The sequence below is a fragment of the Actinomycetospora endophytica genome (genome assembly GCF_021026375.1).
Taxonomy (GTDB): Bacteria; Actinomycetota; Actinomycetes; order Mycobacteriales; family Pseudonocardiaceae; genus Actinomycetospora; species Actinomycetospora endophytica.
Window position 1 is genome coordinate 1731385 of record NZ_JAJNDB010000001.1, and the last position, 25554, is coordinate 1756938.

Here is a 25554-nt window from a genome sequence, read left to right on the forward strand (position 1 = left end):
TGACGAAAGTGCCGTTCGTTCCGGTCGGGAGGGGGTGAGTCGGGAGGGAGTGAGCCGGACGCCCGGGCTCAGGCCTTCGGCTCGCCCATCCCGGCCGAGTTCGCGCCGAACGAGCGGCCGGTCTTGCGGAACTGCTCCTCGAGCTGCGGCACCATCTTCTTCGCCTGCGCGAGGATCGGCAGGTCGCCCAGCCACGAGAAGGTGATCGGGCGCAGCGCGGCCACGACGCCCACCGACTTCGGGACGAACACCCGCCGCTTGCGCTTGGCGATGCCCTCGAGGAACCCGGTCGCGCACTCCTCGACCGAGCTCAGCGCCCCGAGCGGCCCGGGGAGCTTCTTGAGAGTGTCCTCGAAGGTCGGGGAGTCGGCCTTCACGTCGCGCACCAGGTCGGTGTCGATCCAGCCCATGTGCGCGGTCCCGACGCCGACGCCCCGGTAGGCGAGCTCGAAGCGCAGCGCGTTGCCGTAGTTCTCCACACCGGCCTTCGCCCCGCAGTACGCGGCCATCCCGGGCAGCGCGGTGAAGGCGGCCAGGGAGGAGACGAGCAGGTAGTAGCCGCGGCGCTTGGAGACCTCGGCGACGGTGGCCGACACCGTCCGGGACACCCCGATGAGGTTGACCTCCATGACGCGCGCGACGACGTCGGCCGGGCTCTCGGCGACGGTGCCCTGGTTGGCGATGCCGGCGTTCGCGATGACGACGTCGATCCCGCCGAGCTCGGCGACGGTGTGCTTGACGGCGGCGTCGAGCGAGGCCTGGTCGGTGACGTCGCAGGTCGCCCAGGTGTGTTGCGGCCCCAGTTCCCCGGCGATCCGCTCCAGCCGCGCCGGCTCGAGGCCGAGCAGGGCGACGCGCGCACCCTTCGCCGCGGCCTGGCGGGCGGTCTCCTCGCCGATGCCCCGGGCGGCGCCGGTGATGAGGACGACCTTGCCGGTGATGTCGTAGGTCATGACTGCTCCAGGGCTCGTGCGGGGGACAGGACGTACTCGTCGGTCTTCATGTGCTTGAGGCGGCGGTGGAACGGCATCGTGAACGTGGGCCAGAGGGCCGAGTTGTGCCCCTGGCCGTCGAGGTACCAGCTCGAGCACCCGCCGTCGACCCACACCGTGCCCTCGGTCAGGCGCTGCATCTCGGCGACGAACCGGTCCTGCACGTCCTGGCGGGGCTCGACGGCGCCGACGGTGGACGTCCGCAGGCGGCGGAGCACGTCCATGACGAGGTTGATCTGTGACTCGATCATGAACACGACGGAGTTGTGGCCGAGCCCGGTGTTCGGGCCGAGCAGCGTGAACAGGTTCGGGAAGCCGGCGATCATCGTGCCGTTGTGGGCGAACATGGTGTCGCCCCAGTGCTCGGCGAGGGAGCGCCCGTCGCGTCCGATCACCCGGTGGCTGATCGGCAGGTCGCTGATCGCGAAGCCGGTGCCCGCGATGATCGTGTCGACCTCGTGCTCGGTGCCGTCCGCCGTGACGACGGCGTGCGGGCGGACCTCGGTGATCTTCTCGGTCACCACGTCGACGTTCGGACGGTCCAGCGCCGGGAGATAGGTGTTCGACAGCAGGATGCGCTTGCAGCCCATCGCGTAGTCCGGCGTGATCTTCTCGCGCAGCGCCGGGTCGGTGACCTGGGTGCGCATGTGCTTCTCCGCGAGCCCGGCGGCCTTCGCCATCCGCTTCGGATCCTTGAACCCGAACACGAACGTCTCGCGGCCCCAGTAGATGGCCTCGCGGACCAGCCGCTGCAGCGCGGGGAAGCGCCGGAAGGCCCACTTCTCGATCCCGGTGATCGCGCGGTCGCGGCGCGGCATGATCCACGGGGGCGTGCGCTGGAAGACGCTCAGGTGCCCGACGACGGGGGCGATCTCCGGCACGAACTGGATCGCCGAGGCGCCGGTGCCGATCACCGCGACGCGGCGGCCCCGCAGGTCGAGGTCGTGGCGCCAGGTGGCCGAGTGGAAGACCTCGCCCTCGAACGACCCGAGGCCCGGCACGTCCGGGAACGACGGGTCGGACAGGGCGCCGGAGCCGAGCACGACGGCGTCGGCGGTCCAGGTGCCCTGCGTGGTCGTCACGGTCCAGCGCTGGTCGTCGTCGGACCAGCGGGCCTCGAGCACCTCGTGGCCGGTGCGGGTGAACTCCCCGATGCCGTACTCGCGGCTGACCCGCTGCAAGTAAGCGTGGATCTCCGGCTGCGCCGAGAACGACCGGCTCCAGTCCGGGTTCGGCGCGAAGGAGAACGAGTACAGGTGGCTCGGCACGTCACAGGCGCAGCCCGGGTAGGAGTTGTCCCGCCAGGTGCCACCCACGTCGGAGTGCCGCTCGAACACCAGGAAGTCCTCGACGCCGGCCTGACGCAGGCGGATCGCGGTGCCGAGGCCCGAGAAGCCGTTGCCGACGACGGCGACGGACAGGTGCGGGATGTGCCCGTCGCCATGGGCGCCAGGGGCGGGGCGTGCGGTCTCCGTGGACATGCTCAGGGTCCCTCCCATGTTGGTACGACTACGTACCGACTGCCGGAGAGAATGGTACGAGGTGGTACCATAAGCCAGTGACTGTGAGCGCTGACACGACGGCCGGGGACGAACCCCCGGCCGTGGCGGCGATCCGGACGGGGTCGGCGTCCTCGATGCCCGCCGCGGACCACCGCGACCGGCTCGTCGTCGCGATGGCCGAGCTCCTGGCCGAACAGGGCTACGCGAGCGTGACCGTCACCGACGTCGTCGCCCGCGCGCGGGTCTCGAAGCGGACCTTCTACCAGCACTTCACCGACCGGGAGGAGTGCCTGCTCGCGACGTACCGCGTGGTCGCCGAGGGCCCGCTGCACATGATCGCGCAGGCGGCCGAGTCGGCGGCCGGGAGCGGGCTGTCGCTGCGCGAGGAGATCGCGAGCGTGACCGGCGCGTATCTGGCCGCGATGGCCGAACATCCCCTGCTCACGCGGGCCATGCTCACCGAGCCGGGCTCCACGGGACCGGCGGGCCGGAGCGCCCGCCGCGAGGTGATGCGCCGCTTCGCCGACCAGCTGGTCGCCCTCGCCGCGGGGGTGGGCTCCCGCTCGGGCGGCCGACCGCTGCCCCCGGCGCTCGCCCAGGCCCTCGTCGGCGGGATCAACGAGCTGGTGCTGGCCGCGGTGGAGTCCGCGGACCGGGAGGGGGTCGCGCCCGCCGACATCGCCGCGGAGATCCTCGCGCTGCGGGACACGGTGACCGATCTCGCCGTCGCGGTGCTCGCCCGGCGCGACTGAGCGGCTGCCCCGGCGGGGGCCGGTCGAAACCCGTCGGGGGACGTTATGGTCGGCCCGAACGCGGCGTCCGGCCCTCGTGGCTCGAGCCCGAGCTACTCCGGCGTCCCCCTCGCAGTCCGGCGGGGGAAGCCGAGCAGCGAGGAGTCCTCCCATGCCCCGATCCCACGGACCCCCCGGCCCGCCCCCGCCGCAGGGCCGTCCCGCCGCCCCGCCGGCCCCGGCAGGCCCGCCACGGCCCGCCGGACCGCCCCCGGCCGGTCCGCCGCCCGGTGCCGCTCGCCCCGCACCGCCGCCCGTGGGCCCGCCGCCCGCCGCCGCGCCGCCCGCCGGCCCGCCCCCGGGCGCCGGGCCGCCCCCGGCCGCAGGACCGCCGCCGGTGGCACCGGCGCCGACCGCGGCGCCGCCCCGGCCCACTGCCGCGCCGCCCCGGCCCACCGAGGCCCCGCCCCGGCCGGTGGCGGCACCGCCCGAGCCGCGCTCCGGCGGTCCGGGCACGCGCGTCGGTCCGCCCCCGGGCCTGGCCGAGCCGCCCCCGCCGTCGTCACCCCCGCAACCGCCGCAGCCCCCGCAACCGCCGCGGTCCCCGAAGAGCCCGAAGGGACCGAAGAACCCGAAGGGACGCGCCCGCTGGGGCCGGCGCCTCGCGGCCGTCGTCGGGGTGCTGCTCCTGCTGGGCGTCGGATTCGGGATCTACCTGGACACCCAGATGACCCGGACCCAGGCGCTGTCGTCGTACGGCGGCCGGCCGGCCGGCGGATCGGGCACCAACTGGCTGCTGGTCGGCTCGGACAGCCGTGCCGGGCTCTCGAGCAACCAGGAACAGCAGCTCTCCACCGGCGCGGCCGACGGCAGCCGCACCGACACGATGATGCTCGTGCACGTCGCCCCGTTCGGCGGGCAGACCTCGATCATCAGCCTCCCGCGCGACTCGCTCGTGAACGTCGACGGCAACAAGGCCCGCCTGAACTCCGCCTACTCCGCGGGCGGCCCGCAGCTGCTGACCCGCACCGTCGAACAGTCCAGCGGGCTCCACATCGACCACTACGCCGAGATCGGGTTCGAGGGCTTCGCGTCCATGGTCGACGCGGTCGGCGGGGTGAACATGTGCCTCGACCAGCCGCTCGACGACCCGAAGGCGGGCATCAACCTGCAGACCGGGTGCCAGGACCTCGACGGGACGAAGGCCCTCGGGTACGTCCGCTCCCGCGCCTTCCCCGACGCCGACCTGCAGCGGGTGCAGAACCAGCGCAAGTTCCTCTCCGCGCTGATGGCGAAGGCGACGAGCCCGCTGACCCTGGCCAACCCGTTCGCGACCGTGCCGTTCGCGAACGCCTCCGTCGGCACCCTGACCGTCGACGGCTCCGACCACGTCTGGAACCTCGCGAGCCTCGGCTGGGCGATGCACTCGGTCGGGTCCGGCGGGGTCACGACGACGGTGCCGGTGTCGCCGTCGTCGTCGGTGTCCGGTGCGGTGGACTGGGACAAGCGCGACGCCCCGCGGCTCTGGAACGCCCTGCGCTCCGGCGACGACATCCCGCCGGACCTGGTGACCTCGGGGAAGTGAGGTCAGCGGTCCCGGGAGAACAGGATCGCCAGCGCGGTGCAGCCCACCACGATGAGCACGATCGGCAGGACGGCGATGATCGAGTCCGCGTCGACCGCTGCGAGCAGCTGCACGGCGATCCCCTCCTTCAGCCCCACGCGAGGGCCGGCGTGCCCTCGCGGTCGTCGCGCAGGACCGCGGCCGAGTGCCGGGTGATGACGACCGTGCCGGCGACGACGACCGCGGCGGCGAGGATCTCGCCGGCGATGTCCAGGGGCGAGGTCGCGACGTGCTCGCCGAGCACGAGCACCCCGAGCAGCACCGCGACCGCGGGGTCGGTGGTGCCGATGACGGCGTTGACCGGGGCGTTGAGGCGCCCGAGGTGCAGGGCGCGCTGGGAGAGCGCCCAGCCGCACACCGCGCTCACGGCCGCTCCCGCCGCGTACCAGGTGGTCAGGGCCGCGATCAGGCTCGGCTCGCGGAGCGCGGAGGAGAAGAGCGTCGCGGTCAGCCCGTAGAAGCCCCCGGTGGCGAGGGCGAGCAGCGCGGCGCGGACCGGCTCGCCCCAGCCCATCCCGCGCAGGCCCAGCAGGCCGAGCCCGCCGGCGGCGACGGCCACGGCGAACAGCGGCGCGAACGCGGGCTCGGGCGGGACGGCGGGGGCCTGCGGTCGCGCGATCGCCAGGAAGGTCGCGAGGCCCAGCACGCACGCGCCGGAGGCCACGAGCAGGCGGCGGTCGAGCCGGCGCCGGGCGAACCGCGCCGAGGCGATCGTCCCGAACACCAGGCCGGTCACCAGCACCGGCTGCACGAGGGCCACGGGGCCGATGTGGAGCGCGAAGGCGTACGAGCACCACGCGATGCCGATGACCGCCTGTCCGGTCCACCAGCGCCGGCGGCGCAGCACCCGGACGAGGAGGTCGCGGGTCGAGTCCGGCTCGTCGATCTCCTGGCCGGCCCGCTGCTGGAGCACGGTGCCGGTGGCGATCCCGCAGGCCCCGAACAGCGCCGCGATCAGCGCGATCGCGGGGCTCACCGGGCACTCCCGACGAGGCGCGGCGGGATCTCGTCGTCCCCGTCGCGGCTCGGCTCGGCGGGCTCGGGCTCCGCGACCGGGGCGGGCAGTCCCAGGACCGCGGCGAGGTCGACGTCCGCGTGGCCGTCGGACCAGCGGGCGGCGCGGGCGTGGGCGGCGGCCAGCGCGGCGGGGTCGGCGATCCAGGTGCGCAGCAGCCGGGTGAGGGCGCCCGGGCGCCGGCAGGTCCGGGCCAGGCCCGCCGCGGTCAGCAGGCGGGCGGAGTCGCGGCCGTGCCCCGGCAGCGGCTGGTAGATCACGAGCGTCCGGCCGCAGGCGAGCGCCTCCTGCGCGGTCGCCCCGCCGGAGTTGTTCACCACGACGTCGGCGGCGGCGAGCAGGGTCGGGACGTCGTCCACCCAGTCGGGTACCCGCAGACGCTCGCCGCCGACCTTCTCGCGCAGCGCGCGCAGCCGCGTCCGGGCCCGCTCGTCGCGGCCGCAGATCGCCACCACGTGGGCGCGCGGGTGCGCGGCGAGCGCGGCGCGCACCGCGCCCGCCACCCCGCCCAGGCCCAGCGAGCCCGCCGTCACGACGACCACCAGGGCATCGTCGGGCAGTCCGAGCTCCGCCCGGGCCGCGCGGGACTCGTCGTCGTCGACCGGCCGGAACGGGGCACCGACCAGCGGCGAGCGCACCGTGACCCCGGCCCCGGGGTCCATCGCCCGGGTGGGCTCGCGGGCGAGGTCGTCGAGCACGAGGTACTCGTCTACGCCGGGGTAGGTCCAGTAGGCGTGAGGGGCGAAGTCGCAGACCGCGGCGACGATCCGCGCGTCGAGCTCCCCGCGGCGGCGCAGCCAGGCGAGGCCGGCGGTGGCGAGCTGGTGGGTGGACACGACGACGTCGGTCGGCTCACCCGCCAGGTCCTCCTCCAGGGCCCGGGCCACCCACGCGCCCATGACCTCGCGGTAGAACCAGCGGACCAGCCGCGAGTGGGTCACCGCGGCGTACCAGGCCTCCTGCAGCAGCGGCGTCCACTGCACCGCGAACTCGAAGAGCCAGCGGAAGACCGGACCCGAGCCGTGGCCCATCCGGGCGAAGGCCTCGGCGACCCGGACGTCGCTGTCCGGTCGGTCGCGCGTCACCGTCGACTGGACGGCGCGCGCGACCGCCTCGTGGCCCTGGCCGATCTCGCCGGAGACGATGAGCACCCGGGTCGCGTGGTCGTTCTGCGGCCTCGTCACGGGTGTCAGTCTCTCGACCCGCGTTCGGCCGCACCCGTCCGGGTGTGCTGTTCATGCTCCGGGGAGGCCATGTTCACCCGCTCACGGGGGCTTCGGCCGGGCTTCACCCGCCCCTCATCACACCGCCGTGCGCGACACCGATCATGTGTCCCGGCGTCGTGGTCCGGAGTGGGTCACAGTAGGTTCACGGGCGGGTCACGGCCAGCGGAACGCCGTACGGTGGCGTGGATCAAACCCGTGCCCGTCGGACGTCGTCACGCCCGAGAGGAGCCCCGCGACCGATGACCGCACTCGGCGTCCCGAGGTCGATTCGTCCCCGGAGGCGTCACGGTCCCCGCGCCGTCGCCCCGGACCAGCCCACGCCGGCCCGGGAGCCGAACGCGCGCTCTCCGCGCGTCGTCGTGCTCACCGCGCGCGTCGGGGCGGGGCACGACCGGCCCGCCTACGAACTGGCCGCGCGCCTGCGCGCGCGGGGTGCCGTGGCCGAGGTGCACGACTACCTCGACGCGCTGCCCCGGTTCGGCCAGGTGATCATCGGCGACGGCTACGGCGTCGTGGTGAACAAGCTGCCGCGCTTCTTCGACTGGCTCTTCCACGCCCTCGAGCACCGGGGTCTCGTGCGCGGCATCATCCTGACGTTCCTGATGTGCTCCGAGCGCACGGTGCGCCGCTGGACCCGGGACGCGGACGTCGTGGTCTCCACGTTCCCGCTCTCGTGCCAGACGCTGGGGCGGATGCGGGCGGCGGGCCAGATCGCGGTGCCCGTCGTGAGCTACCTCACCGACCCGGCGCCGCACCGGATGTGGCTGCACCCGGGCGTCGACGTCCACCTGTCGGTGACGACCGCCTGCGCCGACGCCGCCGGCGAGGTCTACGGCGTCGCCGTGAGCCCGGCCGGCCCGCTGGTCGACCCGCGGTTCTCCCGCGCGCACACCGACGCCGACCGCACCGACACGCGGCGCTCCCTCGGCCTGACCGACGACGAGACCGCGGTGCTCATCAGCGCCGGCTCGCTCGGCCTGGGTGACGTGCCCGCGCTCGTGGACGCGGCGCTGACGAACCCGTCCGCGCACGTGCTGGTCCTCTGCGGCCGCAATTCCCTGCTGCGCGAGGACCTGGACGCCCGGGACCGGGTGACCGCGCTGGGCTGGCGCGACGACGTCCCGGCGCTCATGGCGGCCGCGGACGTGCTGCTGCACAACGCGGGCGGGCTCTCGGTGACCGAGGCGCTCGTCGCGAACCTCCCCGCCGTGACGTACCACCCGATCCCCGGGCACGGCCGCGCCAACGCGACGGTGCTCGCCGACGCCGGCCTCGCCCCGTGGCCGACGACACCGGAGGGGCTCGCCACGGTGCTCGACGGCATGGCGTACACCTCGCCGCTCTCGCCGTGGCCCGCGGCGCCCGACCGCGACGTGGCCGCGATCGTGCTCGAGCTCGCCGCCGAGGAGCATCAGGCGGTGCCGGCGGCGTAGGTGGCCTCCGGCCTCGTGAGCAGTAATTGATGCTCTGGCGTCAATTACTGCTCACGGGCGCGGAGCGCACCTATGCGGGCGGATCGGTGATCTGGATGACCCCGCCGGACACGCCCGCGATGTAGAGCCGGCCGGTCCGCTGGTCGACCCCGAGCGTGTACGGGTTCTGGACCGTCGGGACCCGCGCCACCTCCCGCGGCTGCGGGCTCGTCATGTCGTAGCCGATCACCTGGTTCGTGCCGGACGAGGCGACCCACACCCGGTCGCGCACCGCGTCGTAGGTGATCCCGTACGGCCCGCCCGGCTGGGGCACCGCGCCGACCTGGGTGGGCGGCCCCGACTGGTTCGGCTGGAACACGAGCACCTGGTTGCCGCGGGTGTCGGTGGCGATCATCCGGCCGTGGCGGTCGGCGACGAGGTGCGTCGGGCCGCCGCCGGCGGGGGCCTCGCCGACGATGTGCAGGGTGTCCACGTTGTAGGTGGTCAGCGTGTTCTTGCGCACGTCGATCATCCCGACGAGGTCCCCGACCGGCGCCACGCCCGCCGGCTGCACCGCGTCGGTGAAGACCTTGACGACCTGGTTCCCGCGCACGGCCGACACCGTCCCGCCGAGCTCGTCGGCGGTGATGACGGTGCCGTTCGGGTCCTGCGTGGCGTCGTGCGGCACCGAGCCGACGAACAGTGGCGGCGCCGCCTGCCCGCCCGGCAGCGTCACCCGCACCAGGGCGTTCGCGCTCTCCACCGGCACGAGCACCGGCCCGCCGGGGGCGGCGAGCTGGAGGTGGCGCACGAAGCCGGGGAGCGGGGTACGGGAGCGCACGGCACCGGTGTCGGCGTCGAGCAGCACCAGCTCGTTCGGGTTGCGCTTGGCGACCGCGACGGTGCGGGTCACCGGGTCGACGACCACGCCCTCCGGGGCCGACCCGACCTGGACCTGTCGGCCCGGCGGCGGGACGGTCGGGACCGGCGCGGACTGCGGCTCGGCGGCGAGCGGGAGCCCGGCGGTGTTCGGCCGCGTCCCCTCGGTGGGCACGCCCGGTGGGAGCAGGCCGGTCGTCGGGGCCGCGGCTCCCGCCGGGGTCGAGCTCGGTGGCGCGGCGGCGGGGGGTGGCTCGTTGCTGCAGGCGGTGAGCGCCAGTCCGGCGACCGCGAGGGCCGTCAGCAGGACGCGGGCTCGACGTCGAGGCATGTCCGGAGTATTCCGTTCGTCGTCGGAAGGTGCCGACGGCGGCCGGGGCAGCCGCCGTCGTCGTCGCGAGGACTCCGTGCGCGGCGCCCCGGGCGGTTCGTCGTGGCGTGCACTCCTGGATCGATCCGGAGCCCGGGGTTCGGGGATACCCTCGGGGGGTACGGTTCCGCGATCATGCCAGGCGCCCCCGGTGCCGCCGCCGCGGAACGCCCCGGGGTGCCCGGCACGCCCGGACCGGGGGCGTGGCACCGTCGCGAGGACGCACGGGGGCACCGACCGGTGACCCACCGCCCCCAACACGCCGGCCGCGCTGCCGGCCCGACAGGGAGGACGACATGGCCAAGACCACGCTCTCGGTCCCCGAGATCCACTGCGACCACTGCCGCGCCGCCATCGAGGGCGCGCTGTCCCCGATCGACGGCGTCGAGGGGGTCGACGTCGACCTCGAGGCGCGGGTCGTCCGCGTCGAGCACGACGACGAGCTGGCCCTCGGGTCCGTCGTCGAGGCGATCGAGGACCAGGGCTACGACGTGCCCGGACGCGACGCCTACATGCGCGCCTAGGCGGTCCGGCTGGCCTTCTCGTCCTTGCTCTCGTCGTCGGAGGTCTTCCGGCGCGACCGTGACGGGGACCCGGACTTCGTGCCGGACGACGAGCCCGACTTCTCCGACGAGCCCGTGCTCTTCGACGACGACGAGCTCTTCTTCCGCGTGGTCGAGCCCTTCGACCCGGACGAGGCGGCCTTCTCGGGCTCCTTCGCCGGTTCCTTCCCCGGCTCCGCCTTCTTCCCGGGCTCCGCCTTCTTCTCGGGCTCTTGCTTCTCCTCGGCCGGCGCGTCCGACCCGGACGCCGTGCCGCCCGCCGCCTCCACCGAGCGACGCAGCGCGGTGAGCAGGTCTGTCATGTCGTCGGTGTCCTCGGCGACCGTCTCCTCGGGGGCCGGGCGCCCGCCGCCGTGCTCGCGCTTGTACTCGATGAGGTCGCCCACCGCCTTGCGGTAGTCGTCCTCGAACCCGTCGGCCTCGAAGTCCCCGGCGAGCGAGTCGATGAGCGAGGACGCCATCGCCATCTCCTGCGGGCGCAGGTCGACCTCGCCGTCGAGCACGGGGAAGTCGGCGTCACGGACCTCGTCGGGCCACAGCATCGTCTGGAGCACGATCGCGTTCCCGCGCACCCGCAGGAGCGCCAGCGTCTCCCGCTGGCGCAGCGCCACCTTGACCAGCGCCATCCGGTCGGTCTCGCGCAGCGCCTCCCGCAGCAGCGAGTACGGCTTGAGCGCCTTGCTCTCCGGCTCCAGGTAGTAGCTCTTGTCGAGCAGCAGGGCGTCGACCTGGTCGGCCGGGACGAACTGCACGACGTCGATCTCGTGGCCGGTCGCGGTGGGCAGCGTCGCGAGGTCGTCGTCGTCCAGGATGATCAGCTGGCCGTCGTCGGTCTCGTAACCCTTCGCGATCTCGGAGTAGGCGACCTCCTCGCCACACACCGAGCAGACCCGCTTCTGGCGGATGCGGCCGCCGTCGACCTCGTGCACCTGATGGAAGCGGATGTCGTGGTTCGTCGTCGCGGCGTAGAGCCGTACGGGTACGTTGACCAGCCCGAACGACACCGCGCCGTTCCAGATCGCGCGCATCGCGCGGCTCCCCTCGCTCCGCCGCCCGTCACCCCACGTGACGGCATACTCCCCCCCAGGATGCCCCACATGCGTCCCGGCTCACAGGATTGCGCGACGGACACGCGACCCACGACACGCCCGAGGGGCGTCCGCGACAGTCCGATCACGGGCTCAGGGCACGATGTCGGCATGCAGGATGTCGGCGTGCGCGGCGCCGGGGTCCGGCCCATGCAGCCGGTGCCCGGTCGCCTCCCGGTGGGTGAGGCGTGGAGCTACGAGGTCGACTGGAGCGGGATCCGCCTGCTCGCCGACGTCGACCAGGGGACGCTGCACCTGCGCACCCTCGACGGGGACGACGTGACGGCGCGGTTCCCGGAGTTCGCCCCGCTGGCCGAGGTCGTCGCCGACGGGCTGTTCGACGGCGAGGCGGTGCTGCTCGACGCGGGGCAGCCCTCGTCGCTGGCGCTGTTCGACCGGCTGCGCCGCGCCGACCCCCGCAAGGCCCGCTCCCTCGCGCACGCCCGCCCGGCGATCTTCATGGTCTACGACGTGCTGCGGCTCTACGGCGTCCCGCTCACCGAGCGCCCGCTCGACGAGCGCCGCGCCACCCTGGGGCGGCTCTCGCTCGACGAGGTCGGGCGCATCCAGGTCTCCCCGGTGTACGACGACGGCGCGGCGCTGCTCGCGGGGGTCCGCGAGCAGGGGCTGCCGGGCGTGATGGCCCGGCGTCGGGACACCCCGTACGACGCCGAGGCCGCTGACGACTGGGTCCGGGTGGTCGCCGGCGTGGAGGCGCTGCCCACCACGCCGACCGACGCCGTCCGGGACCTGCCCGCGCCGGCCGAGCCACCGCCCGCCGGACCGGCCCTGTCGGCGATCGCGCCGACGCTGCCGGGGATGGCCGTGCCGCCGGGCGAGGCGCCGTCGGACCCGTCACCGGCCGCGGCGTCGTCGGGCCCCGCCGCGGCCGCGTCGTCGTCCACCGGACCACGCTCGTCGTCGGGACCAGGCCGCGGCCGGCACAGCCGCGACGAGGAGGAGACCCTCGGGCTGTGGTGAGGCGGGTCAGCCCGTCGGGAGCCGACCGCCCCGCGCCAGCAGCCCGGCGAGGAGCAGCGCCACCAGTTCGCGGAGCGCGGCGGTGAAGTCGAGGCGCATCGCGGCGAGGTCCGGGTCCTGCTCGTAGGCCGCGAGCATCGCGGACGAGGGCTGGCAGGCCGTCCACACCGCGCCGGCGCACAGCACCGCCGCGCCGCCCACGTGCATCGCGGCGTCCGCGTCGACCTCGGGCACGTGCCGGCGCACGGTGGCGGCGAGCGTGCGGGCCGCGGCCAGGGCGGCGTGCTTGTGCCGCACCGCCAGCTCGGTCGAGACGTTGCGCTCGAGCACCGCGGCCTGGGCGCCGAGCAGGTCGCAGAGCACGGGGCGCTCGGCGAGCGTCGTCGCGATCAGCCCGGCGATGCCGTCGGCCCGCTGCTGGGCGGACCCCGCCGTCACCGGGGCCTCGTCGAGAGCGGTGAGCCACTCCTCGGCGCGCGCGTGGAGCAGGTCGAGCAGCGCCGCCTCCCGGGACTCGACGTAGCGGAGCACGTTCGACTTCGCGAGCCCGACCCGGCGGCTGATCTCGTTGAGGCTCACCTCGGCGACCGGCATCTCGAGGAGCATCGCGGCGGCCGTCTCGAGGATCGCCCGCCGTCGTTCCTCGCGCTGGGAGTCACTGCGCGCCCGGCGGAACGTCATGCCGCCGATATTACGGACCGGCGGTACGTTGCGAACAGACCGGCGGTCCGTTAGCGTCGTCGGTAACAACAGACCGCCGGTCTGTTGTTACCGAGAGGAGTCAGCCGTGCACGTCGTTCCCGACCTCACCGGACGGACCGCCGTCGTCACCGGAGCCAACAGCGGCACGGGCAAGGAGGCGGCGGCGCGGCTCGCCGGCGCCGGGGCCCGCGTCGTGATGGCCGTGCGCGTCCCGGAGAAGGGCGAGGCCGCGCGGACCGAGATCCTCGGCCGGGTGCCCGGCGCGGACGTCGAGGTGCGCCGTCTGGACCTCGCGGACCAGGCGTCCGTGCGGGAGTTCGCCGACGGCTTCGACGGCCCGCTGGACCTGCTGCTCAACAACGCCGGGGTGATGGCGATCCCGGAGCAGCACCTCAGCGCGGACGGGTTCGAGCTGCAGACGGCCTCGAACGTCCTCGGGCCGTTCGCGCTCACCGTCCGGTTGCTGCCGCGCCTGCTCGCGACGCCCGGGGCGCGGGTGGTGACGATGAGCAGCACCGCCGCCTGGATGGGGCGGGTCGACCCGGCCCGGCTCGCCGTCCCGCGCCGGTACACCCCGTGGTCGGTCTACGGGAGCACCAAGCTCGCGGACCTCCTGCTCGCCAACCACCTCGCGAAGGTCGCCACGGCCCGGGGCTGGGACCTGCGGAGCCTGGCCGCGCACCCCGGCATCACGCGGACCAACCTGGGGGTGGCCGGGGCCTCGGTCGGCAGCGCGACGCCGCGGCGCAGCTTCCCCCTGCTCGCCGAGCGGCTGCTGCCGACGCAGGAGGTGGACATGGGCGCCGAACCCATGCTGGTGGCCGCCACGGACCCGCACGCGGCGACCGGGTCCTACTGGGGCCCGACCGGGTGGGGCCCGGCCGGCCTGCTGCAGATGGCGGGGCGCACCGGGGAGGTGCGGGCCCCGGCCGCGGCCGGCGACGCCGATCTCGCGGCCCGGTTCTGGGCGGCCGCGGAGGAGCTCACCGGGGTGGCGCTCCCGTCGGCCGTTGCTGGGCGAGGGGCACCTTCGGTCGGTTAGACCGAGCGAAGGGACCCTTCGCTCAGAACGGGTCAGTCCTCGTCCGGAGCTGCCGCCTCGAGCGCCTCGCTGGTCCAGCCGATGATCCGACCCCCGGTCCGGCCGAGCTCGCGCATGGCCTCGAGGTGCTCCGCCGGGCTCGGGTCGAGGTCGATCCGGACCTCGCGGCGATCCTGCCGGGCGGCGTCCAGCGCGGCGCGGCCGTCGTGCCCCGCGGTGAGCGTGGAGAGCAGCCCGCCGGTCGAGGCGAGCGAGCCGCGGGCGGCGCCGAGGCGGCCGAGCGCGTCGTCGAACGCGGAGAGCAGGGCGTCGCGGTTGCCCTCGCACATCGCGGCCGTGAGCTCGGGGCGGGTGGCCGCGACGCGCGTCCCGTCGGTGAACGACCCGGCCGCCAGCGCGAGGGCCAGCTCCCCGCCGTCCGCGCCGACCGCGGCGAGCACGGCGGCCAGCAGGTGCGGCAGGTGGGAGATGCGGGCGACGGCGACGTCGTGCTCGTCGGACGCGGCGGGCACCACGGTCGCGCCGCAGGCCAGCGCGAGCGCGACGACGTCGGTCCACACCTCGAGGTCGGCGTCGTCGTCGGTGGCGACCACCCAGACCTTGTCGTGGAAGAGCTGCAGCGAGCCCGCGTCCCAGCCGGAGAACTCGGTGCCGGTCATCGGGTGCCCGCCGACGAAGCGCGCGGCGGGCGCCCGGCGCCCGACGGCCTCGCCGACCGGCTCCTTGACGCTGGTGACGTCGGTGAGCCGGCAGCCGGGCGCCTCCCGCCCGACGACCGCGAGCACGTCGTCCATCGCGGTCAGCGGCACGGCGACGACGACGAGCGCGTCGGCCTCGGCGGCGCGGCGCACGGCCGCGGCCACGTCGTCGGCGACGTCGTAGCCGTCCGCGCGGGCCTTCTCGGCCGTCGTCGTCGAGGCCGACGCGCCCCACGCATCTCTGCCGGCGTCGACGGCGGCCCGCAGCAGCGAGCCCCCGATCAGCCCGAGTCCGAGCACGCACACGGGTCGCTGCAGCGCGGCGGCCAGGACGGCGCCGCTGTCCACCTCCGGAGTCCCCACGGCACGGGAGCGTAGGACGACACGGACGGGTGACGACAATTCCCCCGTGTGCGCGTTCAGGGGTCGCCGTCCCGGGTCACGACGGACGCAGCGACTCCAGCGCGTAGCCGGCGTAGAGCGCGACGCCCGCGACCATGGCGTCCTCGTCGAACACGACGCGGTTGGAGTGGTTCGGCGGCGCCTCGGACGGGTCGGTGCCGGGCGGGCAGGCGCCGAGGAACGCGAGCGCCCCGGGGACCCGCGCGAGCACGTAGGAGAAGTCCTCCGAGCCCATGATCGGGTCGGGCATCGGCTCGACGAAGCGCGATCCGAGCACCGAGCGCCCGACGTCGGCGACCCGGTCGGCCACCCCGGCGTCGTTCACCGTCACGGGGTATCCGCGGTCGATCTCGACGGTGGCGGTGCAGCCGTACGCGTCGGCCATGCCGGTGCACACCCGCCGCAGCTCGGCGAGCAGCGTCTCCCGGGTCTGCTCGGACAGCGTCCGCACGGTCCCCTCGAGCACCGCGGTCTCGGGGATGACGTTCGTCGTCGTCCCGGCGGTGAGGTGGGCGATGGTGAGCACCGCGGGATCGAACGCGCTCACCCGCCTGCTCGTCATGGTGTGCAGCGCGCCGACCATCGCCGCGGCGGCGGGGACCGGGTCCAGCGCGTCGTGCGGGGCGGAGGCGTGCCCGCCGGCGCCGTGCACGGTGACGGTGAAGTCGTCGGACGAGGCCATGATCGAGTCGGCGCGGGTCTGCAGCGTGCCGGAGGCCAGCCGCGAGGTCACGTGCAGCGCCATCGCCGACGTCGGCCTGGTGCCGCCGTGCTCGAGCAGCCCCTCGGCGAGCATCGCCAGCGCCCCGTGCCTGCTCTCCTCGCCCGGCTGGAACATGAACACGACGGTGCCCGCAAGCCGTTCCCGGCGACCGGCCAGCAGGGTGGCGGCGGAGGCGAGCATCGCGGTGTGCAGGTCGTGCCCGCAGGCGTGCATCGCGCCCTCGATCCGCGACGCGTGATCGACCCCGCTCTCCTCCTGCAGCGGCAGCGCGTCCATGTCGGCGCGCAGCAGCACCGGGGGGCCGGGGTGGTTCCCGGTCAGGGTGGCGACGACGGAGCTCGACGAGCGTCCCGTCGTGAGGGTCAGCGGCAGGTCGCGCAGCGCGGCGAGCACCGCGGCCTGGGTCGTCGGCAGCTCCAGACCGAGCTCCGGATGACGGTGCAGCGTGCGGCGCAGGGCGACGGTGTCGGGCTGCAGCGCGCGGGCCTCGGCGAGCAGCGCGCGCTCCGGAGCACGGTGCGCGGCGCGGCGCCCACCCCCGGCCGCGTGGCCCGAGCGGGTCTCCGAGGACGTGCTCACACCCCGATCCTGCACCCCCGACCCCTGACGGGCGACCGCCCGGCGCGCAGAAGGTGTCGATTCGGTGCGAGCAGGCTGAACTCCCTTTCCGACGCGGAAGGACGCCCCTACCGTGGTCCACATGGCTGGTCAGGGCGCGCAGGCCGCCCCGCGCGGTGGGCCCAAGGGTGGTGGGCCGGGCACCGTCGTGCCGCTCGACGGCTGGGCCGTCGCCGTGACGCGGGAGGAGGGGCGCTGGCGCGCGGTCTCGATGGACCGTACCGCGCTGGCCGACCTCGACTCGGCCATCACCGCGCTGCGGGCGCTGCGCTCCACGGGCGCGGTGCTCGGCCTGCTCGACGTGGACGACGAGTTCTTCGTGCTCGTGCGGCCCGTGCCCGGCGGTGTGGCGCTGCTCCTCTCCGACGCGGTCGCGGCACTGGACTACGACGTCGCGGCCGACGTCCTGGACCTGCTGCGCCTCGACGTCCCGGACGAGGACGAGGTCGACGACGACCCGTGGCCCGAGGGCGACCTCGCGATGCTGGCCGACCTCGGCGTCCCGGCCGACGAGCTCGCCGTGCTGGTCGACGAGATCGACCTGTACCCGGACGAGCAGCTCACCGCGATCGCCCGGCGCTGCGGGTTCGCCGACGAGCTGGCCAAGGTCGTGGAGACCGCGCCTGCGTCCTGAGGACCTGATCGGCCGGGCGCTCGAGGTCGCGGCCGGCTCGGATCCCGACGACGTGCCGGTGGGCGCGGTCGTCGTCGACTCCGCCGGTCGGGAGCTGGCCGTCGCCGCCAACCGGCGCGAGGCGGACGGCGACCCCACCGCGCACGCCGAGATCCTGGCGCTCCGTGCGGCCGCTGCGGTGCACGGCGACGGGTGGCGGCTGGGCGGCTGCACCCTGGCGGTGACACTCGAGCCGTGCACGATGTGCGCCGGCGCGGCGGTGCTCGCGCGGGTCGACCGGATCGTGTTCGGGGCGTGGGAGCCGCGGACCGGGGCGGTGGGTTCGCTGTGGGACGTGGTGCGCGACCGGCGCCTGACCCACCGCCCGGAGGTGGCCGGCGGGGTGCGCGACGCGGAGTGCTCGGAGCTGCTGCTGGCGTGGTTCCGCAGCGGTCGGGGGGGTCGCGAGGGCGAGGCCGGCGTCCCGTAGGGTTACCACCGGTAGCGTGTCCGAGCGGCCAAAGGAGCGCGCCTCGAAAGCGCGTGTGGGTTCTGCCCACCGTGGGTTCGAATCCCACCGCTACCGCCACGCCGGTCATCCCCTCGGGATGGCCGGCGTTCGTGCGTCCGGGCCCGGTTCCGGGTTCCGCGTCCCCCGGCCCCTCGTTTCGACCGAAGGGCACCGTCGCTCGAAAGAGCCGCCGAAGGGCGCCCCTCGCCGGAACGCGCTCGCCCCGCCCCGAACGAGCGAAGGGCACCTTCGCGCGAATAGATCGAGCGAAGGTGCCCTTCGGTCGGTACGAGAGCCGCGAACCCGCTACGAGTTCGTCGCCGTCCGGGCGAAGTTCGGCGGGATGAGCAGGTCCTCCGGCGCGAGCTCCTGGACCGACTTCTTGCCCAGCCCGAGCAGCCCGGAGTCGAGGCCGCCGCGCAGGATGTCCAGGACGTTCCCGACGCCGACCTCGCCCGCCGCCGCGAGGCCCCACAGGTAGGCCCGGCCGACCGCGACCGCGTTCGCCCCCAGCGCCAGCGCCTTGACCACGTCCGAGCCGCGCCGGATGCCGCCGTCCATGATCACCTCGACGTCGCGCCCGACCGCCTCGACGATGCCCGGCAGGACCCGGATCGGGGCGGGCGTCGAGTCGAGGTTGTTGCCGCCGTGGTTGGAGACCTGGATCGCGGTGGCCCCGGCGTCCACGGCGCGCTTGGCGTCGTCGGCGCGGGTGATGCCCTTGACGCAGAACGGCGAGTCCGTGCCCCACTGCTCACGCAGCCACGCGACGTCGGCCCAGGTGGGCGGCGGGGTGAACATCCACTGGCCGTAGGCGCCGAAGAAGGTCGGGGGGACGGACCCGTCGACCGGGATGTTCGGCACCGTCAGGTCGGGGATCTTGCCGCTGCGCAGGAACTCGATGCCCCACTTCGGCCGCGAGACGCCCTCGGGGATGTACTTGAGGATCGTCTTCCAGTCCATCTTCTCGGGGATGGACGGGCTGCCCCAGTCGCGCCCGTGCGAGAACGACCAGTCGAGCGTGACGATCAGACCCTTGGCCCCGGCGCGCTTGGCGCGCTCGGCGCGGGCGGCGAGGGTGTCCCGGTCGCCGACCCAGTACATCTGGAAGAACGTCTTGTCGTTGACCGCGCAGACGTCCTCGATCGACCGGCTCGCGAACGACGACAGGCCCATCGCGGTCCCGCGCGACGCCGCGGCGCGGGCCACGGCCACCTCGCCCTCGGGATTGACGGCCTGCACCCCGGTCGGCGAGATCATGATGGGCATGGAGATCTCCTGGCCCATGATCGTCGTCGCCAGGGAGCGCTCCGCCGGGAGATCCGCGACGTGCGGGGCGAAGCCCAGCTCACGGAAGGCGCCCGTGTTGTCGTCGAGGGTCACCCCGGCCTCGCTGCCGGCCACCAGCGCGCCGTACACCGACTTCGGCAGCCGCTTGCGCGCGCGGCGCTGCGCCTCCGCCACCGACTCGAACCACTGACCTGCCATGAGAGCGCTCCGCCCCTTTCCTCGTCCGGATCTCCGGGTCGACCGGATCGTCCTCTCCACGCGCGGGAACGCGCTCGGTGACCCGTCCCGACGGAGCCTAGATGGCGGCGGTCACCGGGGGACCCGCGTGAGCGGGCGGCCCGGTCCCCTCCGGGCGGAGGGGGCCCGCACCTTCGCCCGATCGACCGAACCGCGGTGGGGCCGGACGCCGAACCCCTGCACGTCTCCGGCGTGACCTACCGCGGCCGGGGAGAGGAGACCGCAGACCATGCACCCGTCCAGCCCCCCGGGGCCCCCGCTCACGGGGCCCGCCCCCGCCGTCCCGGTCGGAGCCGACCGGTCGGCTCCGGCGGGCTCGCCCGCGGGTCCGGACGCCGACGTCACCGACGCCGAACTGGTCTCGCGGCTCGTCGAGCGCGACACCTCCGCCCTCGACGTCCTCTACACCCGCCACGGCCGCGCCGCCTACTCGCTCGCCCGCCGCATCTGCGCGGACGAGAGCCTGGCGGAGGACGTCGTGCAGGAGGTCTTCCTCGTCCTGTGGCGCGACCCGGCCCGCTTCGACCGCACCCGCGGCACCGTCGTGAGCTGGCTGCTGACCCTGGTGCACCACAAGGCGGTCGACGCCGTCCGGCGCGAGGCCACCCGCCGTCGCCACCACGTCCCGACCGAGGAGCCCGACGACGGCGGTACCGCCACCGGGCCGTCGGCGGACCGCGCGGCCCTCGGGTCGGTCATCGCCGAGCACGTCCGGGCCGCCCTGCGCCACCTGCCGAACGAGCAGCGCCAGGCGCTCGGGCTCGCCTACTACGGCGGCTACACCCAGCGTGAGGTCGCCTCGATGACGGGCGTCCCCATCGGGACGGTGAAGTCGCGGATGTTCACCGGTGTCGCGAAGCTGCGGGTGCTGCTGGCCCCCGTCCTCGGCACCTCCGGCCTCGACCTGCTCGGGGACACCTGGTGAGCGCCGGCCACGAGAACGGACAGGACCCGGAGCTCGCCGAGGGCGTCGTCGGGCGTGCCCTGCACGCGCTCGAGCCCGACGAGGAGGACCGCGTCGCCGAGCACCTGCGCGAGTGCGCGGCCTGCCGGGCGCTGCTCTCCGAGACCCACGAGACGATGGCCGCCCTGGCGCACGCGGTCCCCGTCGTCGAGCCGTCGGCGGCGCTGCGGGAGCGCATCCTCGCGGCGGCCGCGGCCGAGCCGGACCCGCCCCGTCCGGCCCCCGCGCGCGAGCGGACCACGCGGGAACTGCCGGCGGTGACCCCGTCCGGCGCCGAACCGACCCCGGGCACGACGACGGGCCCGCTGCCCGTCCCGCTCCCGCGTCGGCGGGTCGCGGCGATCCTGGCGCTCGCCGCGGTCATCGCGGGCATCGTGGTCTTCGCCGCGCGGGGCGCGGCGGGCCCGGACCCGACCGACCCGCGCACGGCCGTGGCGCAGCGTGCCCAGCAGGTGGTCGCGAGCGCCCAGGCCCGCGACCCCGCGGTGCGCTCCGCGTCCCTGATCCAGCGGGGCAACGGCAACGTCGCCGCGGTGGTGCTCGACGACGGCTCGGGCCCGCGCGTCGTCCCGCTGGACCTCCCGGCGATCGGCAGCGGGCGCACGTTCGTGCTCTGGCGGGTCGCCGGGGTCAGCGCGACCCCGGTCGGGACGGTCGATCCCACCGGCGGGTCGTTCACCCCGACGGCGGGCTCGACGCCGGGCGCGACCGGCGCGCCGGGGTCCGACGGCAACCCCCTGACGCTGCAGCAACGCGCCTACGCGCTGTCGGCCGAACCGGTCGGGCCGGTGCCCACGCGACCGACCGCGATCGTCGCGAGCGGCCCGCTGGTCTGATCGGGCGAGAGCCCGGGGCGGTCCGGGGGCGACTGGCGGCCATCGGTCGTCCGGCGGCGTCCTATCGGCTGTGGGCAGGCACCCGACGCGGCAGGATGGCGGGTCAGCCGCTCGTCGCGTCGTGGCGGTGTCCGGCCGCAGCACCGCCGTGGCGCGGCGCGGAACTCACGGACGCCGTCGGGGGGTCTGGCTACCGTGTCGCTCGTCGGGTGGGACGCGGCGCTCCGACCGCCGCGGAGCACCCGCCGCGCCGGAACGGGCCGGTGCGGGCCGACGAGCAGGGGAGGCGCCGCGATGGGGACCTCACCGCTGCGCGGCCCGTCCGCGGCCCCCGGGGCGCGGGAGACCGTCGCCCGCGTGCCCGGCCCCCGCGGCCGGGCCCGTCCGATGCTCGCCTCGCCCGGGGAGCTGCCCCGCGGGGCGGGCTGGGCGTTCGAGTTCGTCTGGTCCGGGCTGCGCTGCCTCGGGCACGCCGGCGGCGGTGAGCTGCGCCTGCTCGACGCCGACGGGCACGACGTCACGGCCGGTTTCCCGGAGCTCGGCGCGCCCGCCGCCCCGGGGCTGGTCCTCGACGGCGTGGTGGTCGCGCTCGACGCGGTCGGGCGCCCCAGCCCATCGCGGCTGCGACGCCGGAGCAAGGTGCGCGCGCCGTCCCGGGGGCTGGTCGAGACCACGCCGGTGTCGTTCTACGTGTTCGACGTGCTGGAGGTCGGCGGGCGCTCCACCGCCCGCATGAGCTACCGGGAGCGCCGCGAGCTGCTCGCGGAGATCGATCTCGCGGGCGGCCGGGTGGTCGTCCCGCCGTCGTTCACCGGCGTGGACGCCGAGCAGGTCGTGCGCACCGCGCGCCACTACGGGCTCGAGGGGGTCGTGGCGAAGCGCGTGGAGTCGACCTACCAGGGCGGGCGGCGCTCGAGGAGCTGGATCTCCTCGGTGGTCACCCGCCCGCAGGACGTCGTCGTCGGCGGCTGGCTGCCCCCGCGCGGCGGCGGGGCCGGGATCGGCTCGCTGCTGCTCGGCGTCCCCAGCGAGGGCACGCTGCGCTACGTCGGCCGCGTCAGCACCGGGGTCACCGCGGGCGCCCGCCGGGAGATGTTCGAGGCGGCGCAGGGGCTCACGTGCCCGGTCAGCCCCTTCGACGACCCGCTGCCCGCCGACGTCGACGCCGCGGCGCACTGGCTGACCCCGCGCCTCGTCGGGCACGTCGAGCACCGGCGGTGGACCCCGACCGGCCTGCTCGGCCGTCCCGTGTGGCGGGGGCTGCGGGCCGGGACGCACCCCGCGACGGTGCAGGCGCCGGTCCTGGCCGCACCGGTCGTCGCGACGGATCTCGCGCTCGACGATCTCGCGACCGTCGACGGCCCGCGCCTGCGCCGGCCGGGGCACTCCCGCGGCATGACGGGGTCGGGGGGCGCGTCGGACGTCGGGGGCACGACGCCGGCCCGGACGCCGCCGACGCTGGAGGTGGCGCTGCCCGACGCCGAGGTCGAGGCCGCGCTGCGCTCCCGGTTCTCCGCGCACTTCGTGCACAACGCCCTGACCGCGATCGCGGCCTACGTGCGGCTCGACCCGTCCCGGGCCCGGGAGCTGCTCACCGAGTTCGCCGATTTCACGCGCTACTCGTTCCGCGACGGCGAGGCCGGCACCACCGTGGCGGAGGAGCTCCGCAACGCGCGGCGCTACCTGACGCTCGAGCAGGCCCGGTTCGGCCCGCGGCTGGGCGTCGAGGTGACGATCGCCCCCGACGTCGAGAAGGTCGTGCTGCCGCCGTTCGTGGTGGCGCCCCTGGTGGAGAACGCGGTGCGGCACGGCATCGAGCCGAAGCCGGAGGGCGGCACGGTGCACGTGACCGCGTCGGGTGCCGGGGCGGACTGCCTGGTGACGGTGTCCGACGACGGCGCGGGCATGGGTCCGGAGGCCTTTCGCGCGGCCTCGCAGGTCGACGCCCGTCACGGCGGCATCGCCGAGGTCAGCCGCCGGCTGCAGGCCGCCTTCGGCAGCAGCTGCGACCTGCACGTCGACTCCCGGCCGGGCAGCGGGACCACCGTACGGCTGCGGGTCCCGGCGCGTGATCGCGAGCAGGTACCCACGGAGCAGTTGCTGGTCGGCTGACCCGGAGCGCCCCCGGCCCCGTGGGTGGAGCCGGGGGACGCCGCCGAGGGGTCAGTCGTCGGAGTTGGTGTCCGACTGGGCGCAGCTCGCGTGGTCCGAGTTCCCGCCGAGGATCCCGGAGAGGATCGGTACCTGGGTCCCGCAGGCCTGCACGGGGAGAACGGTCGAGTGGTTGAGGACGCCGACGTCGCCGTCGTCGTCGTTCCAGTCGTGGTGCTTCGTGCTGGTGTGGGCCGACGCCATCGGCGCGACGGCCGTCAGAGCGGCCGCGGAGAGCGCGAGGGCTGCGACGGGCGTGGCGGCGCGACGGCCGAGCCGGCGCGGGGCGCGGTGCTTGGACACGGAGTTCCTCCCAGGTGATCGGACCGATCGGTTCGACCGTTCGTCGCAGGTAACGTACGGCGAACGGCTGCGCGGAGCCTGCGCTGCGGGTGACGGGTGGGGCCACTGGGACGGCGGATGACGCCCGGAAAGCGTGGTACGGCTCGCGTGTCGCCCCGTGGGCGAGTACAACCCGCTGAGCGGTCATCCTGATACGACGAATGGTCTAATGTGTTGATGCTGTCGCGGGCCGGTCTCGGAGGGGTGACGATGGCCCGGTGCGCGTGCTCGCCGTCGACTGGTCCGGGGACGCCCGTGGGGCGCGGCACCGGATCCGGGTGGCCGAGGCGCGCCCGGGCGAGCTGCTCGAGGTGCGCCTCGGCCTCGACCGGGAGGGGGTCGGCGACCTGCTGCTCGGCCTGCGCGCGGGAACCGAGCCCGCCGTCGTCGGGATGGACTTCTCGTTCGGTCTCGCGTCGTGGTTCGCCCGCGAGCACGGCTGCGCGACCCTGCCGCAGATGTGGGACCTGGCCGCCCGCGACGGCGAGCGCTGGCTGCGCGCGTGCCCGCCGCCGTTCTGGGGGCGGGCGGGGACCCGGAAGCCGACGGGGGACCCGGCGCGCCCGCTGTACCGGTCGACCGAACAGGACGTGCGGGCGCGCGGACTGAACCCGCTCTCGACGTTCCAGATCGGCGGGGCCGGGGCGGTCGGCACCGGCTCGGTGCGGGGGATGGCGCTGCTCGCGGCGTGGCGGGCCGCGGGCGTCGGGGTGTGGCCGCTGGACCCGGCGCCAGGGAGCTCCGGAGTGCTGCTCGTCGAGGTCTACCCGCGCGCGATGACCGGGCCGGTGGTGAAGTCGTCGCCGGACGCGCGCCGGGCCCACGTCGTCGCCGACCCCCGCATCCCGACCGCGCTGCGCGACGCCGCGGCCGCCACCGAGGACGCCTTCGACGCCGCGCTCGCCGCCCTGGGGATGGCCGAGCACGTCGACGAGCTGGCGGGGCTGGGACCGCTGCGCGATCCCACGTACCTGCTGGAGGGCGCGATATGGGCTCCGCCCATGTGAACGATTGTGGTCGTTCCGGCGACCACATCCATTCACATGGCGCGAGCCTCGGAGAACGTCAGGCCGAGCTGGTCACCGGCCTCGGCGAGCACGCCCTGGACCGCGAGGGTGTCGTCGAGCGGCATGACGGCGGACTCGGTGCGCCCGGCCCGCAGGCAGGCGTTCACCTCGTCGATCTCGTGCGAGTAGCCCGCGCCGTGCGGCGGCAGCTCGATGGTCTCGGCCTCGGACCCCGCGCGGTGCACCACGATCGTCGTCGGGTGGTGGAAGCGGGGCAGCACGTCGATCCACCCGGTCGACCCGAAGATGCGCGCCTGACCCGGCGACGGGCTGTGGAACGAGGTCTGCGCGGTCGCGAACCGGCCGTCCTCCCAGGCCAGCAGCAGCGCGTTCTCGGCGTCGACGCCCGTCGTCTCGCGGGAGGCCACCGCGTTCACCGACGACGGTGTCCCGCCGAGCACCATCTGGGCGAACGAGACCGGGTAGACGGTCAGGTCGAGCAGCGCGCCGCCGCCGAGCTCGGGGGCGAAGAGCCGGTCGGTGGGGTCGACGTCGCGGACGGTGCCCAGGTCGGCCTGCACCGACCGGACCTCGCCGATCTCCCCGGCCTCGTAGATCTCACGCGCGCGCACGATGGCGGGCTGGAAGCGCGTCCACATCGCCTCCATCGCGAACACCCCGTGGCGTCGCGCGGTGTCGACCACCCGCCACGCGCCGGCCAGCGTCGCGGTGAACGTCTTCTCGACGAGCACCGCCTTGCCGGCCTCGAGTGCGGCGACGGCGAGGTCGGCGTGCTGCGGGTGAGGGGTCGCGATGTAGACGACGTCGACGCCGTCGTCGTCGAGCAGGTCCCGGTAGGAGCCGTGCGCACGGGTCGCGTCGGTGCCGTGCTCGCGGGCGAACGCCTCGGCCCGGTCCGCCGACCGCGACCCGACGGCGGCCAGCTCCGCGCCGTCGGTGCGGGTGAGGTCGCCGGCGACGTTCGCGGCGATGCGGCCCGGCCCGGCGATACCCCAGCGGATCGTCTGCACGGC

Annotated in this window: 24 protein-coding genes and 1 tRNA gene; 13 read left to right on the forward strand and 12 right to left on the reverse strand. The window is 75.1% G+C overall.

Annotated features, from left to right (window positions below; all coding sequences use genetic code 11):
• Positions 1–68: 68 nt before the first annotated feature.
• Both LQ327_RS08410 and LQ327_RS08415 read right to left on the reverse strand, forming a co-directional pair.
• The gene (locus tag LQ327_RS08410; protein ID WP_230731528.1) at positions 69–953 is read right to left on the reverse strand and encodes an SDR family oxidoreductase; all 885 of its coding nucleotides are present in this window, start codon (positions 951–953) and stop codon (positions 69–71) included.
• The gene (locus LQ327_RS08415) at positions 950–2473 is read right to left on the reverse strand and encodes a flavin-containing monooxygenase (protein WP_230731530.1); all 1524 of its coding nucleotides are present in this window, start codon (positions 2471–2473) and stop codon (positions 950–952) included. The genes LQ327_RS08410 and LQ327_RS08415 overlap by 4 nt, the downstream gene beginning before the upstream one ends.
• 77 nt (positions 2474–2550) lie before the next feature.
• On the opposite strand from LQ327_RS08415, the gene LQ327_RS08420 reads away from it, so the two are divergent.
• Together LQ327_RS08420 and LQ327_RS08425 are read left to right on the forward strand one after the other, a co-directional pair.
• Positions 2551–3246: a TetR/AcrR family transcriptional regulator gene (locus LQ327_RS08420; protein ID WP_230731532.1), complete on the forward strand. Its 696-nt coding sequence runs from the start codon at positions 2551–2553 to the stop codon at positions 3244–3246.
• 376 nt (positions 3247–3622) lie between these two features.
• Positions 3623–4810, forward strand: coding sequence for an LCP family protein (locus tag LQ327_RS08425; protein ID WP_230731534.1), 1188 nt, complete (start codon positions 3623–3625; stop codon positions 4808–4810).
• 127 nt (positions 4811–4937) lie between these two features.
• On the opposite strand, the gene LQ327_RS08430 is transcribed toward LQ327_RS08425, so the two are convergent.
• Entirely contained in the window at positions 4938–5825 is an 888-nt protein-coding gene (locus LQ327_RS08430) for a DMT family transporter (RefSeq protein ID WP_230731536.1), read from the reverse strand.
• Positions 5822–7048: an MGDG synthase family glycosyltransferase gene (locus tag LQ327_RS08435; protein WP_230731539.1), complete on the reverse strand. Its 1227-nt coding sequence runs from the start codon at positions 7046–7048 to the stop codon at positions 5822–5824. The genes LQ327_RS08430 and LQ327_RS08435 overlap by 4 nt, the downstream gene beginning before the upstream one ends.
• Before the next feature lie 281 nt (positions 7049–7329).
• On the opposite strand from LQ327_RS08435, the gene LQ327_RS08440 reads away from it, so the two are divergent.
• A complete protein-coding gene (locus tag LQ327_RS08440) occupies positions 7330–8523 on the forward strand; it encodes an MGDG synthase family glycosyltransferase (protein ID WP_230731540.1) in 1194 nt (397 codons plus the stop codon).
• Between the two features lie 70 nt (positions 8524–8593).
• Here LQ327_RS08440 and LQ327_RS08445 read toward each other — a convergent pair whose 3' ends face one another.
• Positions 8594–9712, reverse strand: a complete 1119-nt coding sequence (locus LQ327_RS08445) for an NHL repeat-containing protein (RefSeq protein ID WP_230731542.1) — start codon at positions 9710–9712, stop codon at positions 8594–8596.
• 335 nt (positions 9713–10047) lie between these two features.
• Here LQ327_RS08445 and LQ327_RS08450 point away from each other — a divergent pair, with 335 nt between their 5' ends.
• Positions 10048–10275 (forward strand): cation transporter, encoded by a 228-nt coding sequence (locus LQ327_RS08450; RefSeq protein ID WP_230731544.1) that lies wholly within the window; start codon positions 10048–10050, stop codon positions 10273–10275.
• On the opposite strand, the gene ku is transcribed toward LQ327_RS08450, so the two are convergent.
• Entirely contained in the window at positions 10272–11342 is a 1071-nt protein-coding gene (gene ku, locus LQ327_RS08455) for a non-homologous end joining protein Ku (RefSeq protein ID WP_230731548.1), read from the reverse strand. The two genes, LQ327_RS08450 and ku, sit on opposite strands and share 4 nt — an antisense overlap.
• Before the next feature lie 171 nt (positions 11343–11513).
• Between ku and LQ327_RS08460 the strand changes: the two genes are divergently transcribed.
• Positions 11514–12383, forward strand: a complete 870-nt coding sequence (locus LQ327_RS08460) for an ATP-dependent DNA ligase (protein WP_230731550.1) — start codon at positions 11514–11516, stop codon at positions 12381–12383.
• A gap of 6 nt (positions 12384–12389) precedes the next feature.
• On the opposite strand, the gene LQ327_RS08465 is transcribed toward LQ327_RS08460, so the two are convergent.
• The gene (locus tag LQ327_RS08465; protein WP_230731551.1) at positions 12390–13064 is read right to left on the reverse strand and encodes a TetR/AcrR family transcriptional regulator; all 675 of its coding nucleotides are present in this window, start codon (positions 13062–13064) and stop codon (positions 12390–12392) included.
• A gap of 106 nt (positions 13065–13170) precedes the next feature.
• On the opposite strand from LQ327_RS08465, the gene LQ327_RS08470 reads away from it, so the two are divergent.
• Positions 13171–14127, forward strand: a complete 957-nt coding sequence (locus tag LQ327_RS08470) for an SDR family NAD(P)-dependent oxidoreductase (protein ID WP_230731552.1) — start codon at positions 13171–13173, stop codon at positions 14125–14127.
• A 32-nt stretch (positions 14128–14159) separates the two neighbouring features.
• On the opposite strand, the gene LQ327_RS08475 is transcribed toward LQ327_RS08470, so the two are convergent.
• Complete coding sequence (locus LQ327_RS08475) at positions 14160–15188, reverse strand: prephenate dehydrogenase (protein ID WP_230731553.1); 1029 nt, start codon at positions 15186–15188, stop codon at positions 14160–14162.
• Between the two features lie 76 nt (positions 15189–15264).
• Positions 15265–16449 carry a M20 metallopeptidase family protein gene (locus LQ327_RS08480; protein ID WP_230733187.1) on the reverse strand — a complete coding sequence of 395 codons (1185 nt, stop codon included), beginning with the start codon at positions 16447–16449 and terminating at the stop codon, positions 15265–15267.
• Positions 16450–16651: 202 nt separating this feature from the next.
• On the opposite strand from LQ327_RS08480, the gene LQ327_RS08485 reads away from it, so the two are divergent.
• From LQ327_RS08485 to LQ327_RS08495, 3 genes are all read left to right on the forward strand, one after another.
• Positions 16652–17203, forward strand: coding sequence for a tRNA adenosine deaminase-associated protein (locus LQ327_RS08485; protein WP_230731554.1), 552 nt, complete (start codon positions 16652–16654; stop codon positions 17201–17203).
• A complete protein-coding gene (locus LQ327_RS08490) occupies positions 17193–17672 on the forward strand; it encodes a nucleoside deaminase (RefSeq protein WP_230733189.1) in 480 nt (159 codons plus the stop codon). Before LQ327_RS08485 ends, LQ327_RS08490 begins: the two co-directional genes overlap by 11 nt.
• A gap of 10 nt (positions 17673–17682) precedes the next feature.
• A tRNA-Ser gene (locus LQ327_RS08495) sits at positions 17683–17771 on the forward strand.
• Between the two features lie 228 nt (positions 17772–17999).
• Here LQ327_RS08495 and mftD read toward each other — a convergent pair.
• The gene (gene mftD / locus LQ327_RS08500) at positions 18000–19181 is read right to left on the reverse strand and encodes a pre-mycofactocin synthase MftD (RefSeq protein WP_230731555.1); all 1182 of its coding nucleotides are present in this window, start codon (positions 19179–19181) and stop codon (positions 18000–18002) included.
• A 268-nt stretch (positions 19182–19449) separates the two neighbouring features.
• Here mftD and LQ327_RS08505 point away from each other — a divergent pair, with 268 nt between their 5' ends.
• The 3 genes from LQ327_RS08505 to LQ327_RS08515 all read left to right on the forward strand — a co-directional run bounded on the left by LQ327_RS08505 (position 19450) and on the right by LQ327_RS08515 (position 23132).
• The gene (locus LQ327_RS08505) at positions 19450–20145 is read left to right on the forward strand and encodes an RNA polymerase sigma factor (RefSeq protein WP_230731556.1); all 696 of its coding nucleotides are present in this window, start codon (positions 19450–19452) and stop codon (positions 20143–20145) included.
• Positions 20142–21020, forward strand: a complete 879-nt coding sequence (locus LQ327_RS08510) for a zf-HC2 domain-containing protein (protein WP_230731558.1) — start codon at positions 20142–20144, stop codon at positions 21018–21020. The genes LQ327_RS08505 and LQ327_RS08510 overlap by 4 nt, the downstream gene beginning before the upstream one ends.
• A gap of 294 nt (positions 21021–21314) precedes the next feature.
• Positions 21315–23132 carry an ATP-dependent DNA ligase gene (locus tag LQ327_RS08515; RefSeq protein WP_230731560.1) on the forward strand — a complete coding sequence of 606 codons (1818 nt, stop codon included), beginning with the start codon at positions 21315–21317 and terminating at the stop codon, positions 23130–23132.
• A 51-nt stretch (positions 23133–23183) separates the two neighbouring features.
• Here LQ327_RS08515 and LQ327_RS08520 read toward each other — a convergent pair whose 3' ends face one another.
• Positions 23184–23474 (reverse strand): hypothetical protein, encoded by a 291-nt coding sequence (locus LQ327_RS08520; protein WP_230731562.1) that lies wholly within the window; start codon positions 23472–23474, stop codon positions 23184–23186.
• A 257-nt stretch (positions 23475–23731) separates the two neighbouring features.
• Here LQ327_RS08520 and LQ327_RS08525 point away from each other — a divergent pair, with 257 nt between their 5' ends.
• Complete coding sequence (locus tag LQ327_RS08525; protein WP_230731564.1) at positions 23732–24520, forward strand: DUF429 domain-containing protein; 789 nt, start codon at positions 23732–23734, stop codon at positions 24518–24520.
• Between the two features lie 32 nt (positions 24521–24552).
• Here LQ327_RS08525 and LQ327_RS34640 read toward each other — a convergent pair whose 3' ends face one another.
• Positions 24553–25551, reverse strand: coding sequence for a Gfo/Idh/MocA family protein (locus LQ327_RS34640; RefSeq protein ID WP_230731566.1), 999 nt, complete (start codon positions 25549–25551; stop codon positions 24553–24555).
• Between the last annotated feature and the right edge of the window lie 3 nt (positions 25552–25554).

What these genes read in the sequence shown, in the direction of transcription:
- LQ327_RS08410 (WP_230731528.1), bottom strand. Translation starts at nt 953, where the DNA reads ATGACCTACGACATCACCGGCAAGGTCGTCCTCATCACCGGCGCCGCC.
- LQ327_RS08415 (WP_230731530.1), bottom strand. Translation starts at nt 2,473, where the DNA reads ATGTCCACGGAGACCGCACGCCCCGCCCCTGGCGCCCATGGCGACGGG.
- LQ327_RS08440 (WP_230731540.1), top strand. Translation starts at nt 7,330, where the DNA reads ATGACCGCACTCGGCGTCCCGAGGTCGATTCGTCCCCGGAGGCGTCAC.
- LQ327_RS08445 (WP_230731542.1), bottom strand. Translation starts at nt 9,712, where the DNA reads ATGCCTCGACGTCGAGCCCGCGTCCTGCTGACGGCCCTCGCGGTCGCC.
- LQ327_RS08450 (WP_230731544.1), top strand. Translation starts at nt 10,048, where the DNA reads ATGGCCAAGACCACGCTCTCGGTCCCCGAGATCCACTGCGACCACTGC.
- ku (WP_230731548.1), bottom strand. Translation starts at nt 11,342, where the DNA reads ATGCGCGCGATCTGGAACGGCGCGGTGTCGTTCGGGCTGGTCAACGTA.
- LQ327_RS08460 (WP_230731550.1), top strand. Translation starts at nt 11,514, where the DNA reads ATGCAGGATGTCGGCGTGCGCGGCGCCGGGGTCCGGCCCATGCAGCCG.
- LQ327_RS08465 (WP_230731551.1), bottom strand. Translation starts at nt 13,064, where the DNA reads ATGACGTTCCGCCGGGCGCGCAGTGACTCCCAGCGCGAGGAACGACGG.
- LQ327_RS08485 (WP_230731554.1), top strand. Translation starts at nt 16,652, where the DNA reads ATGGCTGGTCAGGGCGCGCAGGCCGCCCCGCGCGGTGGGCCCAAGGGT.
- mftD (WP_230731555.1), bottom strand. Translation starts at nt 19,181, where the DNA reads ATGGCAGGTCAGTGGTTCGAGTCGGTGGCGGAGGCGCAGCGCCGCGCG.
- LQ327_RS08505 (WP_230731556.1), top strand. Translation starts at nt 19,450, where the DNA reads ATGCACCCGTCCAGCCCCCCGGGGCCCCCGCTCACGGGGCCCGCCCCC.
- LQ327_RS08515 (WP_230731560.1), top strand. Translation starts at nt 21,315, where the DNA reads ATGGGGACCTCACCGCTGCGCGGCCCGTCCGCGGCCCCCGGGGCGCGG.